Annotated in this window: 15 protein-coding genes; 9 read left to right on the top strand and 6 right to left on the bottom strand. The window is 54.2% G+C overall.

What is annotated here, in order from left to right:
- Nucleotides 1-214: 214 nt before the first annotated feature.
- Nucleotides 215-478: a 30S ribosomal protein S20 gene (rpsT, locus tag IT527_RS02025; protein WP_292965846.1), complete on the bottom strand. Its 264-nt coding sequence runs from the start codon at nt 476-478 to the stop codon at nt 215-217.
- Nucleotides 479-796: 318 nt separating this feature from the next.
- On the opposite strand from rpsT, the gene acs reads away from it, so the two are divergent.
- On the top strand, nt 797-2,764 hold the full coding sequence (acs, locus tag IT527_RS02030) for an acetate--CoA ligase (protein ID WP_292965848.1): 1,968 nt from the start codon (nt 797-799) through the stop codon (nt 2,762-2,764).
- 17 nt (nt 2,765-2,781) lie between these two features.
- Nucleotides 2,782-3,762 (top strand): MBL fold metallo-hydrolase, encoded by a 981-nt coding sequence (locus IT527_RS02035; RefSeq protein WP_292965850.1) that lies wholly within the window; start codon nt 2,782-2,784, stop codon nt 3,760-3,762.
- A gap of 366 nt (nt 3,763-4,128) precedes the next feature.
- Here IT527_RS02035 and IT527_RS02040 read toward each other — a convergent pair whose 3' ends face one another.
- The gene (locus tag IT527_RS02040) at nt 4,129-4,317 is read right to left on the bottom strand and encodes a hypothetical protein (protein ID WP_292965852.1); all 189 of its coding nucleotides are present in this window, start codon (nt 4,315-4,317) and stop codon (nt 4,129-4,131) included.
- 18 nt (nt 4,318-4,335) lie between these two features.
- On the opposite strand from IT527_RS02040, the gene kdpA reads away from it, so the two are divergent.
- From kdpA to kdpE, 5 genes are read left to right on the top strand one after another with little or no spacing between them, the layout of a single operon-like run.
- Complete coding sequence (gene kdpA, locus IT527_RS02045) at nt 4,336-6,042, top strand: potassium-transporting ATPase subunit KdpA (RefSeq protein ID WP_292965855.1); 1,707 nt, start codon at nt 4,336-4,338, stop codon at nt 6,040-6,042.
- A 14-nt stretch (nt 6,043-6,056) separates the two neighbouring features.
- Nucleotides 6,057-6,722, top strand: coding sequence for a K(+)-transporting ATPase subunit C (gene kdpC / locus IT527_RS02050; RefSeq protein WP_292965858.1), 666 nt, complete (start codon nt 6,057-6,059; stop codon nt 6,720-6,722).
- A 19-nt stretch (nt 6,723-6,741) separates the two neighbouring features.
- Entirely contained in the window at nt 6,742-8,847 is a 2,106-nt protein-coding gene (kdpB, locus tag IT527_RS02055; protein WP_292965860.1) for a potassium-transporting ATPase subunit KdpB, read from the top strand.
- Nucleotides 8,848-8,906: 59 nt separating this feature from the next.
- A complete protein-coding gene (locus IT527_RS02060; protein WP_292965862.1) occupies nt 8,907-11,669 on the top strand; it encodes a DUF4118 domain-containing protein in 2,763 nt (920 codons plus the stop codon).
- Nucleotides 11,666-12,355: a two-component system response regulator KdpE gene (gene kdpE / locus IT527_RS02065; protein ID WP_292965864.1), complete on the top strand. Its 690-nt coding sequence runs from the start codon at nt 11,666-11,668 to the stop codon at nt 12,353-12,355. The genes IT527_RS02060 and kdpE overlap by 4 nt, the downstream gene beginning before the upstream one ends.
- Nucleotides 12,356-12,412: 57 nt before the next feature.
- Here the strand turns inward: kdpE and IT527_RS02070 are convergent, their stop codons facing one another.
- Nucleotides 12,413-13,051, bottom strand: a complete 639-nt coding sequence (locus IT527_RS02070) for a hypothetical protein (protein ID WP_292965867.1) — start codon at nt 13,049-13,051, stop codon at nt 12,413-12,415.
- A 201-nt stretch (nt 13,052-13,252) separates the two neighbouring features.
- The gene (gene lysS, locus IT527_RS02075) at nt 13,253-14,761 is read right to left on the bottom strand and encodes a lysine--tRNA ligase (RefSeq protein WP_292965870.1); all 1,509 of its coding nucleotides are present in this window, start codon (nt 14,759-14,761) and stop codon (nt 13,253-13,255) included.
- Nucleotides 14,762-15,027: 266 nt separating this feature from the next.
- Between lysS and IT527_RS02080 the strand changes: the two genes are divergently transcribed.
- Both IT527_RS02080 and IT527_RS02085 read left to right on the top strand, forming a co-directional pair.
- On the top strand, nt 15,028-16,728 hold the full coding sequence (locus IT527_RS02080; protein WP_292965873.1) for a glutamine--tRNA ligase/YqeY domain fusion protein: 1,701 nt from the start codon (nt 15,028-15,030) through the stop codon (nt 16,726-16,728).
- Between the two features lie 130 nt (nt 16,729-16,858).
- Entirely contained in the window at nt 16,859-17,383 is a 525-nt protein-coding gene (locus IT527_RS02085) for an NlpC/P60 family protein (protein ID WP_292965876.1), read from the top strand.
- Nucleotides 17,384-17,423: 40 nt separating this feature from the next.
- On the opposite strand, the gene IT527_RS02090 is transcribed toward IT527_RS02085, so the two are convergent.
- Together IT527_RS02090 and ppsA are read right to left on the bottom strand one after the other, a co-directional pair.
- Nucleotides 17,424-18,251 carry a pyruvate, water dikinase regulatory protein gene (locus IT527_RS02090; protein WP_292965879.1) on the bottom strand — a complete coding sequence of 276 codons (828 nt, stop codon included), beginning with the start codon at nt 18,249-18,251 and terminating at the stop codon, nt 17,424-17,426.
- Nucleotides 18,252-18,255: 4 nt separating this feature from the next.
- Nucleotides 18,256-20,631, bottom strand: a complete 2,376-nt coding sequence (gene ppsA, locus IT527_RS02095; RefSeq protein ID WP_292965882.1) for a phosphoenolpyruvate synthase — start codon at nt 20,629-20,631, stop codon at nt 18,256-18,258.
- Nucleotides 20,632-20,658 lie beyond the last annotated feature (27 nt).

The raw sequence follows: 20,658 nt of genomic DNA on the forward strand, positions 1-20,658 counted from the left end.
CCGATCCAGCTTCAACGCATCATAAGTCTCGTCCGGTACCGTCGATATGTCCGCCTGTACCGCCCCGCACAGCATTATCCCCGCGCAGAACAATACCCCCCTTATCCACTCCCCTAATCTCATCTCTCTCTCCTTTGTAGCTATCTTAACAACAACTTTTCAACAACCTTTCCAATCTCTGTTTCCAGAAACTTTGATCTGTAAATCCAGTCTGTCAACCCATCGCCTTAACTGCACCGGAAAGACGGCTTTTATGTCTCGATGCCTTATTCTTGTGAATCACTCCCTTACCTGCGATTGTATCGATAACGCTTACTGCTTTTCTGAACACAGCCTCAGCCAGACCTTTGTCACCAGCTGCTACTGCTTTTCTGACGCCTTTAATTGCGGTACGCAGCTTGGACCGCAATCCAAAATTACGCTCCCGCCGCTTGGCGGTTTGTCTCACTCGCTTTTTGGCTTGTGCTGTATTTGCCATATATTTCCAGTTCTCCGTTAATTTTTTTAACTATTGCTTCAGTACAAAATATCGAACCGCGCGATTTTACTTTCATTTCACGCTTAATGCAAAAATCGATAACACACCTTCGCTGCACCTATTTCAGAAAGCGGAAAGCCCCTCGTTGAAAAAATCATACAAACCCGGCCTCAGAAAAAATCAATTTACTCCTGTACAGGTACAGCCAGTGGTCAAATTATTGTTTACATCTCTGATTTTTCATGCTGAGTGTTACAATCGCGCGCTAAATTAAGACTTGGTCAGCAGAACAGGAAACAGAACAGGAAACAGAACAGTATGGCTACGATTGAATCAATTTTGCACGAAAACCGGGTGTTTCCGCCCACCGATAAATTTACCCGAAGCGCTAATTTGCCCGGGACAGATGCCTGCGAAGCTCTGCGCCAGGAAGCTGAGCACGATTACGCTGGTTTCTGGGCAAAACTTGCAAAACAGTACATTACCTGGCACAAACCTTTCACCCGTGTTCTTGATGATACCAGTCCGCCTTTTTACAAGTGGTTCGATGATGGTGAACTGAACATTTCATGGAATTGTCTGGATCGACATCTGACTACCCAGGCCGAAAAAACTGCCATTATCTTTGAATCTGACGAAGGCAGGACAACCCGCTGCAGTTATCGTGAACTGCACAGCCGGGTCTGCCGTCTTGCCAACGGATTGAAATCACTTGGTATCCGCCAGGGTGATCGCATTGTCATCTACATGCCCATGCGAATCGAGGCTGTGGTTGCCATGCAGGCATGTGCGCGTATTGGCGCAATTCACTCGGTTGTGTTCGGTGGTTTTTCGGCAAAAAGCGTGCACGAACGTATCATCGATGCCGGTGCATCTGCCATCATCACCGCTGATGAACAAACCCGCGGAGGGAAACATCACCCGTTAAAAGCAACCGTGGATGAAGCATTGGCAATGGATGGCACAACCTCTGTTCACAGCGTCATTGTCTTCCAGCATACGGGAGCTGACATTACCTGGCGACCGGAACGGGACTGCTGGTGGCATGACCTCACCGCTCAACAGCCCGATCAGTGCGAACCGGCCTGGGTCAATGCTGAACACCCGTTATTTACGCTGTATACCTCAGGTTCAACCGGAAAACCAAAAGGGGTGCAACATTCCTCAGCCGGCTACCTGCTTGGCACGATAATCAGCATGCAATGGGTATTTGATTACCATCCGGAAGATATATTCTGGTGTACAGCTGATGTAGGCTGGGTTACCGGACATAGCTACGTTACCTACGGGCCGCTGGCTGTCGGTGCAACCCAGGTGATTTTTGAAGGAACCCCGACCTACCCTCATGCGGGCCGATTCTGGGAAATCATTCAGAAACACAAGGTCACGACCTTCTACACTGCACCCACCGCCATCCGTTCCCTGATCAAACTGGGTTCCGACCTGCCCGGGAAATATGATCTTTCCTCGTTGCGCCTGCTTGGTTCGGTGGGTGAACCGATCAACCCGGAAGCATGGATGTGGTATTACACTGTTGTCGGTCAGTCACGCTGCCCGATAGTCGATACCTGGTGGCAAACTGAAACCGGCTCTCACATGATCGCCCCGATTCCAGGCGCGGTACCGGCCAAGCCAGGTTCCTGCACCCTCCCGCTACCCGGTATTTACGCCGCGGTGATAGATGAGACCGGACATCCGGTAGAACAGGGAAAGGGTGGGTTTCTGGTTATCCAGCGTCCATTCCCTTCAATGCTGCGCACCTTGTGGAATGACCCGGAACGATTCCAGAAAACCTATTTCCCGACAGATATTGCCGGTGGCCGCTACTACCTCGCAGGTGATTCAGCCCATTGTGACCAGGATGGCTATTTCTGGATCATGGGGCGGATTGATGATGTACTGAATGTTTCCGGTCATCGGCTCGGCACCATGGAAATCGAATCCGCACTGGTGGCGCATCCTCTGGTTGCAGAAGCGGCTGTTGTCGGAAAACCGCATGAAATCAGGGGAGAAGTAGTTGTGGCATTCGTTGTATTAAGAGGAAAATTACCTGATGATCAGCAAGCTGCTGAAATTGCTGCAGCTTTACGTGAATGGGTTACCAGCGAAATTGGTGCGATTGCCCGTCCTGAAGAAATCCGGTTTGGTGAAAATCTGCCTAAAACACGTTCCGGCAAAATCATGCGACGCCTCCTGCGCGCCCTGGCAAAAGGTGAAACTGTTACGCAGGATATTTCAACATTGGAAAATCCGGTAATCCTTGAACAACTCAGCCAGACTGTATAACCGAAACCTCTCTATTTATGGAACAACTCCCAGCCATCACTGATTATCCGGACGGGATCAGTGTTATTGATGCACGTTATCATCGTCCGGGCCGTGCTGCCATTCACCTGATCACAGAAGGCGACAAGGCCGCGCTGGTGGATACCGGCACCCGTTTTTCGGTTCCCGGTACCATGGCAGCACTGGCGCATAAACACATTACTCCCGAACAAATCGAATATATTTTTCTCACCCACATCCACCTTGATCATGCCGGCGGGGCAAGTGAATTCATGCGGCAGCTGCCCAACGCCAGGCTGGTAGTGCACCCGCGGGGAGCATCCCACATGGCCAACCCAGTGAAGCTGATTGCCGGTGTCATGGCCGTGTACGGTGAATCCGAATTCCGGCGTGTCTACGGTGAAATCCTGCCAATCTCCGCCGAACGTATTATTGAGGCACCTGATGATACCGTGATCGAACTGAATGGCCGTCCATTACGGCTGCTGGATACGCCCGGGCATGCGCGGCATCACTATTGCATTCACGACGCCCGCAGTGCATCCATCTTTACTGGCGATACCTTTGGAGTGTCATATCGCGAATTCGATGCCAACGGACTGGAATTTGTTTTTCCGACCACCTCACCGGTACAGTTTGACCCGGAAGCTGCCCATGTTTCCATCAACCGGCTCATGGCACTACACCCCGAACAGGCATTTCTCACGCATTACGGGCGTATTCGCCACCTTCCACATCATGCATCGCAAATGCACACGCTCATCGATGCCTTTGCCGGCATCGCACAGCAAGCTGCAGCAATTCAGGACCGGCAACCCGTCATCATGCAGGCACTGCAGGATCTGCTCCTGGAACGGCTTGCTGCTCACCGGTGCACCCTCACCCGGGATGCCGCCCTCCCGATATTACAGACTGATATCAGACTCAATGCACAGGGGCTTGAAATCTGGCTGGAACAAACCCTCAGGCAATCAGAACAAGGGCGAGCTGCAGGCTGAACATTTCCAGCAGGAGTCTCCACCCGCCTGCTGCACTTACCCCCATAATTCCCCTGTAACGGGGCGATGTGCGCAGCGGACGACTCACCCGGCGCATACTTACCGCTGCAGGTCGGGACAGTCGGGCACCCCCGCCTGAATACCCGCCAGCCACTACCCGGATCATGCTTCACACAGGCCGGCAGCTTGCGGATAAATGGCAGAGACCACCTTGATATTATCTTGATACTATCCCATACAATCTTTATCACAGCCAGATTTCCACAGTCGCAGTATTTCTCCGCATGTTCCGGGGAGAGGTCACAGTGTTACCTCCTTTCTCATAAAATCACTGCTGCAAAGGAAGCCCCCTGATCTCACCCGCTTTCATTCACTGGTTTGCTGTTGCAGGTGCACCGGTTGTTTATCCCGGATACATCCTGTCACATCTGGAGAAACTCTGATTATCGGAGCACACACAACTTGCAGGACATCATTTTCATCGGCACCACGGTTGTTTTCTTCGCTGTTACCGTATGGCTCATATTCGTGCTGCAGCGTCTTTAAACAGCTCATTTTTCAGGGATCCGTTTCATGGAACTCGATATTTCCGGTTTTACCGCTGTACTTGTAACAATGACCGGATTGGCCATCATCATGGGACACCGGCTGGCCAAACTGTTTGAAGATGAACAGCACCTGGCACCGGAACGCCTGAGCTATCGCGTGCTGGGTGTGGACCCGGCCGAGCGCATGGGCTGTGCCCGCTACAGTCTGGCACTGCTGCTGTCCAACGCCGCCATGATGGCGCTGGGCTATGTGCTCCTGCGCCTGCAGGGCTGGCTGCCGCTGAACGAGCCGGGCAACACGGCGCAGGCACCGGATCTCGCTTTCAACACGGCTGCTTCCTTTATCACCAATACCAACTGGCAGGCCTATGCGGGTGAAAGCAGCCTGTCCAACGCCACGCAGATGACAGCCATCACCTTTCTGATGTTCTGCAGCGCCACAACAGGCGTGGCGGCGGCGGGCGGCTTCATCCGGGCGCTCGCGCGTACCAGCAGCCAGGACATGGGCAACTACTGGGTGGATTTCATGCGTGTGCTCTGGCGCGTAATGCTGCCGCTGTGCTTCATCATGGCGCTAATCTGTGTATGGCAGGGCATACCGCAGACGCTGTCCAGTCAGGCCGTGGCCACCACCCTGGAAGGCGCGCGCCAGCAGATCATGCTGGGGCCGGTGGCGAGCTTCGAGACCATCAAGCACATCGGGACCAACGGTGGCGGTTTTTTTAACACCAACGCTGCGCACCCGTTCGAGAACCCGACACCACTGACGAATGTGCTGCACATCCTGTCGATGCTGCTGATTCCCTCGGCACTGACGGTGACCTTTGGCCTGATGCTGGCCAGAAAAAAACAGGGCTGGGTGTTCTTCGGCACCTTTGTGGTGATGTTCATCGGTTTTCTGGTTCTGGTGTATGGCGCCGAACAGGCCGGCAACCCTCTGCTGGCCCGGGCCGGCGCTGATCAGCAACAATCGGCCACACAGAGCGGCGGCAACATGGAGGGTAAGGAGCTGCGCTTCGGCATTGCCGATACCGCCCTGTTTATTACCACCACCACCGCAGCGACGACGGGATCGGTCAACGCCATGCACGACTCACTTACGCCCATGGGCGGCCTGGTGCCGCTGGCGCAGATGATGCTCAACTGCGTGTTCGGCGGCGATGGCACGGGCTTCATTAACCTGATTCAGTACGCCATCCTCACGGTGTTCCTGGCCGGCATGATGATTGGCCGTACACCTGAATTTCTAGGAAAAAAGATCGAAGCACGCGAGATCAGGCTGGTGATACTTGCGGTGCTGGCACATCCGGCATCTATCCTGGGTTTCACCGCACTGGCCTGTCTGTGGCCGGATACGGCAGCCAGCCTCAATAACCACGGCCCGCATGGCTTCTCGGAAGTGCTCTACGCCTACGCCTCAGGGACTGCCAATAATGGATCGGCCTTTGCGGGCTTCAACGCCAGCACACCGTTTTTCAACACCACGATTGGTCTGGCCATGCTCATCGGCCGCTATTTCACGCTGCTGCCCATGCTGGCCGCCGCCGGTTCTCTGGCTGCCAGGAAGACGGTGACAGCCGGCCCTGGCACTTTTCCCACCGCTACCCCACTGTTCATGGGGCTGCTGATATTCGTCGCACTGGCAGCAGGTGGCCTGACCTTCCTGCCCGCACTGACCCTGGGGCCGCTGGTTGAGCACCTGCAAATGCTGGGCGGCCACCTTTATCCCTGAATGGATCGAGAAAAATGCGCACCTTGAACCACTTGAATCCATCTCCTGCTGCAACCGCTATTCCAGGTTCACCGCTCAAAGGTTTGTCCGGCCCCTGCGTGCGCGGCGCCTTGTTCGTCGCCCTGCTGACCGGCATGGTGTATCCACTGGCCATTACGGGTGTGGCACAGCTGCTGTTTGCATACCAGGCCAATGGCAGCCTGATCGCTGACAACCAGGGCATCGTTGGCTCCGGACTGATCGGACAGGCGTTTACCTCGCCGCGCTATTTCCACCCCCGTCCCAGTGCTACGATACCTGGCCCCTACAATGCGGGTGCATCCGCCGGCAGTAATCTGGGACCGACAAACCAGACCCTGATCGATAACGTCAAACAGCGTGCCACAGCCTACCGGCAGGCTAACGGGCTGGCAGTTAATGCATTGGTGCCGGTGGATGCCGTAACGGCTTCCGCCTCCGGACTCGATCCACACATCTCGGTGGCCAATGCCACGCTGCAAGCGGCTCGTGTTGCACAAGCGCGCGGCCTGGCACCCGGATCAGTACAGCAACTGCTGGTGCAGCATACCGAAGGGCGCGTATTCGGTATATTCGGCGAGCCGCGCGTTAACGTGCTATGCCTGAATCTGGCGCTGGATGCGCTGAAGCCATCCATTCCCTCAATGACATCCTGTCCCTGATCCGAAAGCGGGAGGAACCTTGCCTGATAAAAAATCACTGACCCTGCTGGATCGCACTCTCATCGGGCAAGCCTGCAAGGATGCGCTCTGCAAATTAAGTCCCCGGGTACAGTGGCATAATCCGGTAATGTTCATCGTGTATCTGGGTGCCCTGTTGACCACGGTACTGTTCTTCCAGCCGTCGGGAGGCAAAGGCGAAACACCGTCCGGCTTCATTCTCGCCATCAGCCTGTGGCTGTGGTTCACAGTATTGTTTGCCAACTTTGCCGAGGCGCTGGCCGAAGGGCGCAGTAAAGCGCAGGCTGCCAGCCTCCGGGGCCTGAAAAAAACCACCTGGGCCAGGAAGCTGGCCAGGGGCGATTATCAGGCCCCGCACACACGCGCGGAGCTGCAATGGCTGCTCACGGAAACCGACCATTTACGGCGTGGCGACATCGTGCTGATTGAAGCGGGCGATGTCATTCCCGCCGATGCCGAGGTGATCGACGGCGTGGCCTCGGTGGATGAGTCAGCCATCACGGGCGAATCAGCGCCGGTGATCCGCGAATCAGGGGGGGATTTTTCCGCTATCACTGGCGGAACACGCGTGCTCTCGGACTGGATCGTGGCACGGGTGGCAGTGAATCCCGGTGAAGCGTTTGTCGATCGCATGATCGCGATGGTGGAAAATGCCAGCCGTAAAAAAACACCGAATGAAATCGCACTCAATATTCTGCTGGTAGGGCTGACGCTGGTGTTTTTGCTGGTTATCGTCACCCTGCGGCCATACTCGTCCTTTGCCGTGGCGCAAGCCGGTTCGGGCAGCACAGTCAGTGTGACGGTGCTGGTCGCACTGCTGGTGTGCCTCATTCCCACCACCATCGGCGGGCTGCTCTCGGCCATCGGTGTAGCTGGCATGAGCCGCATGATGCAGGCCAACGTCATCGCCACCTCGGGGCGTGCGGTGGAGGCCGCGGGTGATGTGGATGTACTGCTGCTGGACAAGACCGGTACCATCACCCTGGGTAACCGTCAGGCAAGCAGTTTCATCCCCGTGCGCGGAGTAAGCGAAAAACAACTCGCCGATGCCGCGCAACTGGCCTCGCTGGCTGATGAAACGCCAGAGGGGCGCAGCATCGTAGTGCTGGCCAAGCAGAAATTCAATCTGCGTGAGCGTGATATTGAAAGACTGGGAGCACAGTTTGTGCACTTCACGGCGCAAACGCGCATGAGCGGTGTCGATCTGGCGGGCAGTGCAGGAGAGGGCCGCACCATCCGTAAAGGCGCTGCCGATGCCGTGCGCCGTTATATCGAAGCGCTGGGTGAATCGTTTCCGAGCGAGTTGCAACACACCGTGGATGAAATCTCGCGCCGCGGGGCTACACCGCTGGTGGTGGCCGAAGGCAGCCGTGCGCTGGGCGTGGTTGAGCTTAAGGACATCGTCAAGGGCGGTATCAGGGAACGCTTTGCCGAGCTGCGCCGCATGGGGATCAAGACCGTGATGATCACCGGTGACAACCGCCTGACAGCTGCCGCCATCGCAGCCGAAGCGGGTGTGGATGATTTTCTGGCCGAAGCCGCGCCCGAGGACAAGCTGGCCCTGATCCGCGACTACCAGGCCAGGGGGCAGCTGGTGGCGATGACCGGCGACGGCACCAATGATGCCCCCGCTCTGGCGCAGGCCGATGTGGCTGTCGCCATGAACACCGGCACCCAGGCTGCCAAGGAGGCGGGTAACATGGTGGATCTGGACAGCAACCCCACCAAGCTGATCGAGATCGTCGAGACCGGCAAGCGGATGCTGATGACACGCGGCTCGCTTACCACCTTCAGTATCGCCAACGACGTGGCCAAGTATTTCGCCATCATCCCGGCAGCCTTTGCCAGCACCTGTCCGCAACTGAGTGCGCTCAATGTCATGCAGCTGGCCAGTCCCTCGTCGGCCATTTTGTCGTCGGTGATCTTCAACGCACTGATCATCGTGTTCCTGATTCCGCTGGCCCTGAAAGGGGTGAAGTACCGTGCCGCGGGAGCAGCCGCACTGTTGCGCCGCAATCTGCTCGTGTACGGCCTGGGGGGGGTGATTGTGCCTTTCATTGGCATCAAAGCCATTGATCTGATAATCGTTGCACTGGGTCTGGTATAAAAAACAATGGCAATATTGACCAGCATCAACCCGCCCAAAGTGTCATGAGACCAGTAATTATGCCTGCTCCGGTTCTGCCGCCAGATGAACGCCCCGATCCCGACAGGCTGTTGCAGCAAGTGCAACAGGAGGAAGAACAGGCAAAGCACGGGCGCCTGAAAATTTTCTTTGGCGCATCAGCGGGAGTAGGTAAAACTTACGCCATGCTGTCAGCAGCACGTACCACACAGGCACAAGGCGTACCACTGGCAGTCGGTCTGGTGGAAACACATGGCCGTCCGGAAACGGCGGCACTGCTCGCCGGCCTGCCCCTGTTACCGCTGAAAGCTACACCTCATCGCGGACATACACTCAGGGAATTCGATCTTGATGCTGCACTGGCCTTCGGTGCAGCACATGCAGATGGCCCTGAACCACCGTTAGTGCTGCTGGATGAACTGGCACACAGCAACGTACCCGGTTCACGTCACCCCAAACGCTGGCAGGATGTGGAGGAACTGCTCGCCTCCGGCATCGACGTATGGAGCACAATGAACGTACAGCATCTCGAAAGTCTGAACGATATCGTTGGCGGCATTACCGGCATTCGCATACGGGAGACGGTACCCGACACTTTATTTGATGCCGCCGGGGAAGTCGTAATGGTCGATTTGCCACCAGATGAATTACTGGCACGCCTGGCAGCGGGCAAGGTCTATATCCCGACACAGGCCAGGCATGCAGCCGCCAATTTCTTTCGTAAAGGGAATCTGATTGCACTGCGCGAGCTGGCGCTGCGCCGCACAGCCGATCGGGTTGATGTGCAGATGCAGCACTGGCGCCTGAGCACCGGCACTGGCGCAACAAATCGGCCTGTATGGTCAACACGCGATGCATTGCTGGCATGTATCGGTCCCGGATCAGGTGGCGAAATGATCGTACGCAGTGCGGCGCGGCTGGCGGCCTCATCCAATCTGCGCTGGCATGCGGTGTTTGTTGATACGCCATCCATACGGCATGCAAGTGACCGTACACGTGAGCAGGCACTGCACGCACTCAGGCTGGCGCAGGAATTGGGTGCCACCACAGCTACGCCCGCAGGCACCGAGGTTATCGAAGTACTGGTGCGCTACGCGCGTGAACATAATCTCTCACGCCTGGTACTGGGCCGGCGCCCGGGTTTGCGACGCTGGAGACTGACATTCACTGAACGCCTGGCGGATCAAACCCCGGATATGGATGTACTCCAGGTGCCGCTGCCGAAAGAAACCCGGGGAAGTTCATACTGGCGCCAATGGATGGCTGGTGCCGCTTCCATCCGGTGGGCAGGTTACGTCGTGGCAACAATGGTCTGCGGTATGATGGCACTGCTGGCAACCTCGTTACATGGCGTGCTGGAGCTTACCAATATCGTCATGCTGTTTTTGCTCACGGTAGTTGGCATAGCACTGCGCTATGGGCGCGGGCCAGCTGTTCTGGCTGCGTTTCTGGGAGTGGCGATATCCGATTTCCTGTTCACTCCACCACTTTTATCACTGCAAGTGAGCGATGCGCAGTATCTGATTACCTTCGCCGTCATGCTGGCAGTCGCGCTGGTAATCGGGCAGCTTACCGCCAGTCTGCGGGCACAGGCCAATGCCGCCGGCGAGCGGGAACGGCGCATACACAGGCTCTATCAGATGTCGCGTGATCTGTCTGCAACACTGCTGGCCGGTCAGGTGGCCGAAATCAGTGCGAACTTCATCACGGCTGAATTTGCTGCCAAATCAGCTCTGCTGGTGGTCGGTGATAATAATCAATTGCAGGCACTGCCCGGGGCCGATGCTGATGTTGATATGGCAGTGGCGCAATGGTGTTTCAGTAAGGGGGAGGCAGCCGGCCGCGGTACCCATACTCTGCCCTCCTGCACCTGTCTGATGTTACCGCTGAAGGCGCCCATGCGCCTGCGCGGTGTACTGGCTGTGCAGCCGCCACAAACCGGGTTACTGACGCCTGAACAGCGTCAGCTGCTGGATACCTGTGCTTCACTGCTGGCAATCTCACTCGAACGTATCCATTACATTGACGTGGCACGCGAAAGCACGGTAGAAATAGAATCGGAACGGCTGCGCAATTCATTGCTGTCAGCCATTTCGCATGATCTGCGCACACCACTGGCATCACTGGTGGGACTGGCCGATACACTGAATCTGCTATCGCCACCACTGACAGGTCCGCAGGCCGAGATAGCCGGTGCTATCCATCAGTCCGCCCTGCGCATGAGCATGCTGGTCAATAATCTGCTGGACATGGCACGACTGGAGTCCGGCAGGATTCAGCTGCGTCGTGAATGGCAGCCGCTGGAAGAAGTCGTGGGAAGCGCGCTTGCCGCCTGCGACCCGATATTGAGCACGCATCCTGTCGAAGTGCGGCTGGCCGGAAATTTACCGCTTTTGCATCTGGATGCCGCACTGTTTGAACGTGTGCTGGTCAATCTGCTGGAAAATGCGACCAAATACACCCCGGCAGGTACGGCCATCCATATCGGGGCAAAAGTGCTGGATGACGATGTACACATTACGATCGATGATGAAGGCCCTGGTTTACCTGTCGGAAATGAAGAATCCGTATTCGGAAAATTTGAGCGTGGCGGCAGGGAAACCACCCTCCCCGGTGTCGGACTGGGCCTGGCAATTTGTCGCGCCATCGTTCAGGCACACGACGGCAGGATCCGGGGGGAAAACCGGGTTGAACAGGGACATGTGACGGGAGCCCGGTTCATTATTATTTTGCCGCGGGGAAATCCGCCGCAGGATGATGGCAGCCAGATCCACGCGGCCCTCCCGGACAAGGACAATTCATGAACGAAGTGCGCATTCTGATCATCGAGGATGAAGCGGATATTCGCCGTTTTATCCGCCTGGCACTGGCCAGTGAAGGCTATGAAGTATTCGAGGCAGCCACTCTGCAGCGCGGTCTGATTGAAGCAGGTACGCGCCGCCCGGATATTCTGGTGCTGGATCTGGGAATGCCCGATGGTGATGGTGTGGATCTGATCCGTGATTTACGTACCTGGTCGGCCATGCCTGTTATCGTACTTTCAGCACGCAGCCATGAGGCAGACAAGATTACAGCGCTGGATACGGGTGCGGATGATTACCTGGTCAAACCATTCGGTGCAGGCGAGTTGCTGGCGCGCGTGCGTGCCCAGCTGCGCCGGCAGCATATCCGGATACAACCGGGCGAATCGCCGGTTACCTTTGGTGACATCAGTATTGACCTTGCCAGACGCAGTGTCTGCCGCGCTGGTGAGGTGCTGCATCTGACACCTATCGAATATCGCCTGCTGACCCACCTGATCAGCCATCCCGAGTGCGTACTTACTCACAGACAACTGCTGCACGCTGTCTGGGGTCCGGGCCATATGGAAGATACGCACTATGTCCGGGTACATATGGCCAATCTGCGCAAGAAGATCGAGACTGACCCTTCACGCCCGCGTCATCTGCTGACGGAAACGGGCATCGGCTACCGTTTTTGCGGATTGTAAAATCGTACTGGCAAGCCCCCCCGGGTATACACCAGGAAATATCTGCTTTATAAAACGCTACCTGTTCGGCCTGATTTGGTTCGGCCTGATTTGTCCGGATTCATGCATCACACAATCACTTTTTTCCAGAAAACCATCCTCATTGAATCTGACCGTCTCCCCTGGTTTAAACCGGGGAGGGGTTTGCCGGGTAATTATGTAATGATTGCCATCATTTGCCATCAGGCTGATTCTGTAATAAACAGGCTCGGCAATGTTCCTTTCGGGCGGAGTGTAACCACTGTTACCCGGAACATCGATTTCAGTAAAAAAACTTCCCCCGTGTCTGCCCAGGGGAATTGCGACTGTCCCCGGGATCAGGGTATTCGTATTGCCACTGTTAGCAGGATTAAGCGTGATGGAGGCGATGTGTTCCACTACGCTGCAATAACCGGCCGGAAGCTGCGCAGGGTCAATCAAGGCTCGGGAAGCATCAGTGCTGCGGATACTCCGATAGGCCGGCTGTTTCAATCTGCGTTCATTTTTGCCTGCTGATCCGGTAGAGAACACCACTTCTCCTGCGGACGCTCCCTGCCGGCCGGATTTTGAATGTGACCCGGCTGTTCCCCGACTGTTTACAGCCTTGTCCGGCTGCACACCGGAAGCCAGTGCAACTTCAGCCAGTCCTGTGCAGATAGCCAGGGATAATGCAGCCATTATCAGCTTATAAAGGGCCCTCTGAAAAACGATCTGCGTTGCTATCACCACGTTCAAAACAACCGGGCAATCAGACATAGCAAGCTCCATGATTCGATGCGGAAATTACCACATCGGCAATCACACTTTGTGCTTGAGCAGCTCTGGAGTGATATCAGTCCGGGCTGCTCTCTGAAAACAGGCTGGAACCGGCAGCTGCCGTCAGTCTTCCTTGCGCAGCTGCGGGAACAGAATAACATCACGGATGCTTGGAGAATCGGTCAGCAGCATCACCAGTCGATCAATACCGATTCCCTCACCTGCTGTTGGCGGCAGACCGTATTCCAGCGCCTGGATATAGTCAGCGTCATAGTGCATTGCTTCCATATCGCCCGCCTCTTTTGCTCTGGCCTGCTCCAGGAAGCGAGCGGCCTGGTCTTCAGGATCGTTTAATTCGGAAAACCCGTTCGCGATTTCCCGCCCGGCAATATACAGTTCAAAACGATCCGTAATTTCCGGATTGGCATCGTTACGGCGTGCCAGCGGAGAAACCTCGGCCGGATAATCAATGATAAATACCGGCTCAAACAGCAGATGCTCGGTCGTTTCGTCGAACAGAGCGAGCTGCAGGCCGCCGGTTCCGCTGCCGGGATTGAATCCGATTCCCTTCGCCTGCAAAATTTTGATCAACTCATCCCTGCTGTTAAGCTGCGTTTCAGAATATTCAGGGTGGTATCTCAGAATGGCCTGCGTGACAGTCAGTCGGGCAAAAGGCCGGGCAAGATCCATTTCACGCTGCTGACAGATGATACGGGTGGTTCCCAGCACCTTCAGTGCAACTTCGCGCAGCATGGATTCCGTCAGCTCCATCAGGTAATTGTGATCCTGATAGGCTTCATAAAACTCCAACATGGTAAATTCGGGGTTATGACGGGTGGATATACCTTCATTCCGAAAATTACGGTTGATTTCGAATACTTTTTCCATACCGCCCACGACCAGCCGTTTCAGATAAAGCTCCGGCGCAATGCGCAGATACAGCGACATATCCAGTGCATTATGATGAGTGACGAAAGGCCGCGCAGTCGCACCGCCAGGGATGGAGTGCATCATGGGGGTCTCAACTTCGAGATACCCGCGGCTGACGAGAAATTCACGAACCGCCTGGATGATTTTCGAGCGAACAGCAAATACCTTGCGTGCCTCTTCATTGGTAATCAGATCGAGGTAGCGCCGCCGGTATTTCTGTTCCTGATCGGTCAGGCCGTGAAATTTTTCCGGCAGCGGACGCAGGGATTTGGTCAGAAGGTGCAGCTGTGTCACCCGCAACGACAATTCATCCGTCCTGGTTTTGAACAACACACCTTCCGCTCCGAGAATATCGCCCAGGTCATAATGCCGGAATGCTTCGTGAGCGGATTCCCCGGTATGATCATTGGAAATATAGAGCTGCACCCGTCCACTCATGTCCTGAATCGTTGCAAAACTTGCCTTCCCCATCACGCGCTTGAACAACATGCGCCCGGCAATTTTTACCTTTACCTGACTGCTTTCCAGTTCTTCTCTGGGACAGCCATCATATTTCTCATGCAGATCACGAGCCAGACTGTCCCGGCGATAATCATTCGGGAAAGCATTACTGATCTCTCGCAACGCAGTCAGTTTGGAACGGCGTTCCGCGATGAGACTGTTTTCATCCTGGGAAATACCGGGTATATCTTCCTGGGTCATATTTATTCCAAGTTTTCGGTAATTTTTATTGATATAAAATTTCTCTGTTTTCGTGCCGGATGGCGCAGCAGCCCTAGAGTCACCGCCGCACGCCCAATCAGCGTGTATTATAGTGGCTTTACCCGGCCCGGTTTAACGAGCTTGGTAAACTGTTTGTGTTTATTTACGGCAGCAGGTTAAATGCGCATACACATTCTCATTCTTTACATTGCCACCCATCCCGGCACATCAATCAATCTTCTGCTGAAATCAACTGAAAAATATTTGTGAATACGCCAGCAACCCCAACTCACTTTATTCGCAACATCATCGAGGAAGACAACCGTACCGGTAAATGGAACGGACGTGTGGAAACACGCTTCCCCCCCGAGCCAAATGGTTATCTGCATATCGGTCATGCTAAAAGTATTTGCCTGAATTTTGGACTTGCCCGGGAATACAACGGAATCTGCCATCTGCGATTCGACGATACCAACCCTGAAAAGGAAGCTCAGGAATACGTCGATGCCATTATTGAATCAGTGCACTGGCTGGGTTTTGACTGGAAAACACATCTCTATTTTGCTTCTGATTATTTTGACCAGCTATACGAATTTGCGGAATACCTGATCACGCAGGGAAAAGCGTATGTGGATAGCCTGCCGGCGGAAGAAATCAGGAGATTGCGCGGAACCCTGACTGAGGCCGGTATAAACAGCCCTTATCGTGACCGTCCGGCAGAAGAAAATCTCGACCTGTTCCGGCGCATGCGCGCAGGCGAATTCCCGGATGGGGCACATGTGTTGCGCGCCAAAATTGATATGGCTTCTCCCAATATCAATCTGCGCGATCCGGTCATCTACCGCATCCGCCATATTCACCACCAGCGCACCGGCGATAAATGGTGCATCTATCCGATGTACGATTACACCCATTGCATTTCTGATGCACTGGAACGGATCACTCACTCGCTCTGCACGCTGGAATTTGAAGATCATCGTCCACTGTACGACTGGGTACTGGACCAGCTCACCGGGAAAGTTCCCTGCCATCCGCAGCAGATTGAATTTGCACGGCTGAACCTGACCTACAGCGTAATGAGCAAGCGTAAACTGATCGATCTGGTGGAAAACAGACTGGTGGACGGCTGGGACGATCCACGCATGAATACACTGGCCGGGTTGCGCCGCCGGGGCTATACACCGGAATCTATCCGTCTGTTTGCGGAACGTATCGGCATCAGCAAAGCGGATTCCTGGATTGATATATCCATCCTGGAAGATTGCCTGCGTGAAGATCTTAATGAATCAGCCTTACGCCGCATTGCCGTACTCGATCCGGCGCTGCTGATCATTGATAATTTTCCAGAAGGGCATGAAGAAGTTTGTTACGCCCCCAATCACCCGCAAAAACCTGAATCGGGCACACGCGAACTGATACTGACGAAACAGATTTACATTGACCGGGAAGATTTTATGGAAACACCAGGTAAAGGCTTTTTCCGCCTGTCACCAGGCGCCGAAGTGCGGCTACGTTATGCATTCATCGTAAAATGTACCCATGTTGTCAAGGACGACACGGGAAAAATCCTGGCAATCCACTGTATTTATGACCCTGATACCAAAAGCGGTACTGCCGGAGCTGAAACCCGCAAGGTGCGCGGTAATATCCACTGGTTGTCAGCCACCCGTGCCAGCACTGCAGAAATCAGACTGTATGACCGCCTGTTCAGTGACCCATACCCTGATGCGGAGGGAAAGGATTTCAAAGCTTCTCTTAACCCTGATTCCAAACACATCATTACTGGCTACGTTGAACCGGCTTTAAACGAGGCGCGCGCTGAGCAGCGCTTTCAGTTTGAACGCTACGGCTATTTTGTGGCTGACCTGGCAGACACCAGGCCGGGAAAACCGGTATTCAATCGTACTGCATCCTTACGCAACACCTGGGAAAAAACCACAAACAAATCAAATACAAACAGATCATAAATAATAACCTGAAATACAATGACATAATCGCAAAATCTGAATATCCGGCTAAAACCAACCTTTATTACTCCACATCAGCATAATTTTCTTGTTATACTCGGTTCCCGTTTCAACAACACGAATTGAAAGTATGTCCTCAAAACACATTGTCATTCTGTTGCTCAGCGCTGGCATGGCAGTGGGATGCAGTTCCATCCCGAAAGAATCAAACCAGACAGAAGTTTCACGTCATTGGCATAAGCCCGAGCTTATTCTCCCCAAAGAAACAGCAGAAAATGATCCCTATTCGTACTTTGTACGGGATCGTCTGTACAGCCGGTATCAGGAATGGCAAGGGGTACGTTACAGACTGGGTGGCTCAGATCACTCAGGAATAGATTGCTCGGCATTTGTCAAAATTATCTACGAGGCAGAATTTGGCCTCTCATTGCCCAGAACGGCGCTTTCACAAGCAACCCTCGGTCACGAAGTTGACCAAAGCAGGCTAAAACCGGGTGATCTGGTTTTCTTCAGAACCAGCAGGCATTCACAACATGTGGGAATTTACCTCGAAAGCAGGCAATTCCTGCATGTTTCAACCAGAAAAGGTGTGACCATATCTGAACTGGATGATTCCTACTGGAAATCCAGATACTGGAAATCAGTCAGAATCTAAAGCTGGACAGCATTACCGGGTCAGTAGCTGATTGGCGGTATCAGGTTCCGTACTGACGCCTTTCCAGATGGGCACGGTCAATAATGGATGCACTGATCTCTTCTATTGACACACTCGTTGTGTCGATGGAAGGGATATCACACTGTCTGTACAACTCGTTCTGCCATTGCAGCTCGCGCTGGCATTCAGCAAACGAAGCATAATGACTGCCAGGATAGCGTTCTTCGCGTATTGTTTGAAGTCGTGCCGGACTGAGCGTCAGCCCAAACAGTTTTTTTTGCATCGGCTGCAATAGCGGGGGAAGCTGCATTACCCCCATATCTTCCGGCGTAAACGGATAATTGGCCGCGAGCACTCCATACTGCAAAGCCAGATAGACACACACCGGCGTTTTACCGGTACGCGAAACTCCCACCAATATTACATCAGCATCAGAAAGCAACCTGGTATTAGCACCGTCATCACTGTTGAGCGCATACTGGATTGCCGCAATGCGCCGGAAGTAGGAAGCGTCCTGCCTGAGAACATGGGAACGCCCCGGCGTGCGTACGGGAGGTTGCTGTAATGCCGCTTCCAGCGGCCCCAGACATATCTCAAAAAAATCAAACAGCACGCAGTTTGCCCGGCGGACAGAAGCAAGAACAACCGGATCAAGCAAGGTACTGAACACCAGTGGCGGCTTCCCTTCCTGTTCTGCAGCGGCATTGATCTGTTCAACGATTACCTGCACTTTGGCCGCACTGTCCATGAAAGCGGCATAACGCTTTTTCCATTCGATTCCATCGAATTGCGTCAGCAGACTGTGGCCAAGTGTTTCTGCCGTTATCCCTGTACGATCTGACAAGAAAAAAACACTCCGCTGCAGCATCACGTTACGGCTCCCCGCCAGCCAGATATAGCCAGGTATCCACTACCGTATCCTGGTTAAGTGACAGGCTGCTGACACCCTGCTCAACCAGCCAGCGGGCAAAATCCGGATAATCGGAAGGCGCCTGGCCGCAGATACCAATATATTTCCCCTGTTTGCGACAGGCATCGATCGCCATTTTCAGCAACCGCTTGACCGCCGGATTACGTTCATCAAACAAATGGGCAACCAGCCCGGAATCACGATCCAATCCGAGTGTCAACTGAGTCATGTCATTTGATCCAATCGAAAATCCGTCAAAATATTCAAGAAACTCCTCAGCCAGCACCGCATTGGAAGGAATTTCACACATCATGATCAGGCGTAGTCCATTGCTTCCACGCTTCAACCCGTTAGCTGCCAGCAACGCCGTAATCTGTTGCGCTTCTTCCAGCGTGCGGCAGAAAGGAACCATTACCTCAACGTGGGTGAATTTCATTTCATCACGCACTTTGCGCAAAGCCCGACATTCCAGCTCAAAACAGGCGTGGAAAGTATCGGCAAGATAACGCGACGTGCCACGGAACCCGATCATTGGATTTTCCTCACGGGGTTCAAAACGGTCACCCGCAATCAGGTTGGCGTATTCGTTAGATTTGAAATCAGATAAACGCACGATCACGGGATGTGGATAAAAAGCAGCTGCCAGCGTGGCAATCCCTTCCGCCAGTTTTTCAACATAAAAAGATACCGGATCCGGATAACCCGCTATTCGTTTCCTGATCGATGCTTTCAGATCTTCGGGCAACGTATCGAATTCCAGCAATGCTCTGGGATGAATACCGATAATATTGTTGATGATGAATTCCAGTCGTGCCAGCCCCACCCCATGATTTGGCAGCTGCGAGAATGTAAACGCCTGTGCCGGATTACCAATATTCAGCATCATTTTGACAGGCAACTCAGGTAATTTACCTACCTCTGAACTAAAGCGCTGAAAAGGAAGCAACCCTTCATAAACGAAACCGGCATCTCCTTCAGCACAGGATACGGTTACCACATGGCCATTACTGATTTTCGCGGTTGCCTGCTCACACCCGACCACCGCAGGAATACCCAGTTCCCGCGCGATAATCGCCGCATGGCAGGTACGCCCGCCACGATTGGTCACAATCGCTGCAGCACGCTTCATGATCGGTTCCCAGTCGGGATCGGTCATATCCGTCACCAGAACATCGCCTGGCTGAACTTCCGACATCTGCCCGGCACTCAGAATAACCCGTGCCCTGCCCTGCCCGATTTTCTGACCGATTGCGCGCCCTTGTACCAGCACCTGCCCGCGCTCATTCAGGCGAAACTGCTCAACCGACTGCTCAGCGCGGCTTTTCACCGTTTCAGGGCGGGCCTGCACAATATAAATCTCTCCATCAATACCATCGAGTGCCCACTCAATATCCATCGGGCGGTTGTAGTGCTGCTCGATAATCACTGCCTGTCGCGCCAGTGATTCAATCTGCCCATCCGACAGACTGAAACACTGACTCCGGTCTGGCGATACCGGCCGCACCTCAGTCATCTGCCCGGCCTGCTCATCACTGTAGATCATCTCGACCGCTTTAGTACCCATCCGGCGCGAAAGGATGGCGGGCAACCCTGCTTCAAGATTACGCTTGTACACAATAAATTCATCCGGATTGACTGCCCCCTGTACAACGGTTTCTCCCAGACCGTAAGCAGAGGTAATAAACACCACATCCCGGAAACCGGATTCCGTATCCAGTGTAAACATTACGCCACTGGCACCCCGGTCACTGCGCGCCATTCTTTGTACACCCGCAGACAAAAACACCTGATCATGATGAAATCCGTGATGTACCCGGTAAGCAATGGCCCGGTCGTTGTAGAGAGAAGCAAATACCCTTCTGATAGCATCAATCAGATTTTCCAGTCCCTGCACGTTCAGCAGCGTCTCCTGCTGGCCGGCAAAGGAAGCATCTGCCAGATCCTCCGCTGTTGCGGAGGAACGCACAGCAAAGGACACTTCGTTACCCATCTCGGAAACCAGTTGCCGGTAGGCTCCGGTGACAGCTTTCAACAGGCTGTCCGGCAACGGCGCAGCAAGCAGCCAGGAGCGGATCAGCTTGCCGGTGGCTGCCAATGCTTCCACATCGTCTACATCCAGCGTCGATAGTTTCTGGCTGATACGATCACCCAGATCATTATTTTTGAGAAATTCCCGGTAAGCATGCGTTGTCGTGGCAAATCCACCGGGAACTTTCACTCCGGCGCGGGCAAGATTCCCAATCATTTCTCCCAGCGAGGCATTTTTACCTCCCACTCTTGCCACATCACCCATACCGACCTGATCCAGCCACAAAATACAGTCAGAATGATCAGCCATAACTTACCCTCCGTTAAATTTCAAACT

Origin of the sequence: Nitrosomonas sp., assembly GCF_020852615.1 — a bacterium.
Taxonomy (GTDB): domain Bacteria; phylum Pseudomonadota; class Gammaproteobacteria; order Burkholderiales; family Nitrosomonadaceae; genus Nitrosomonas.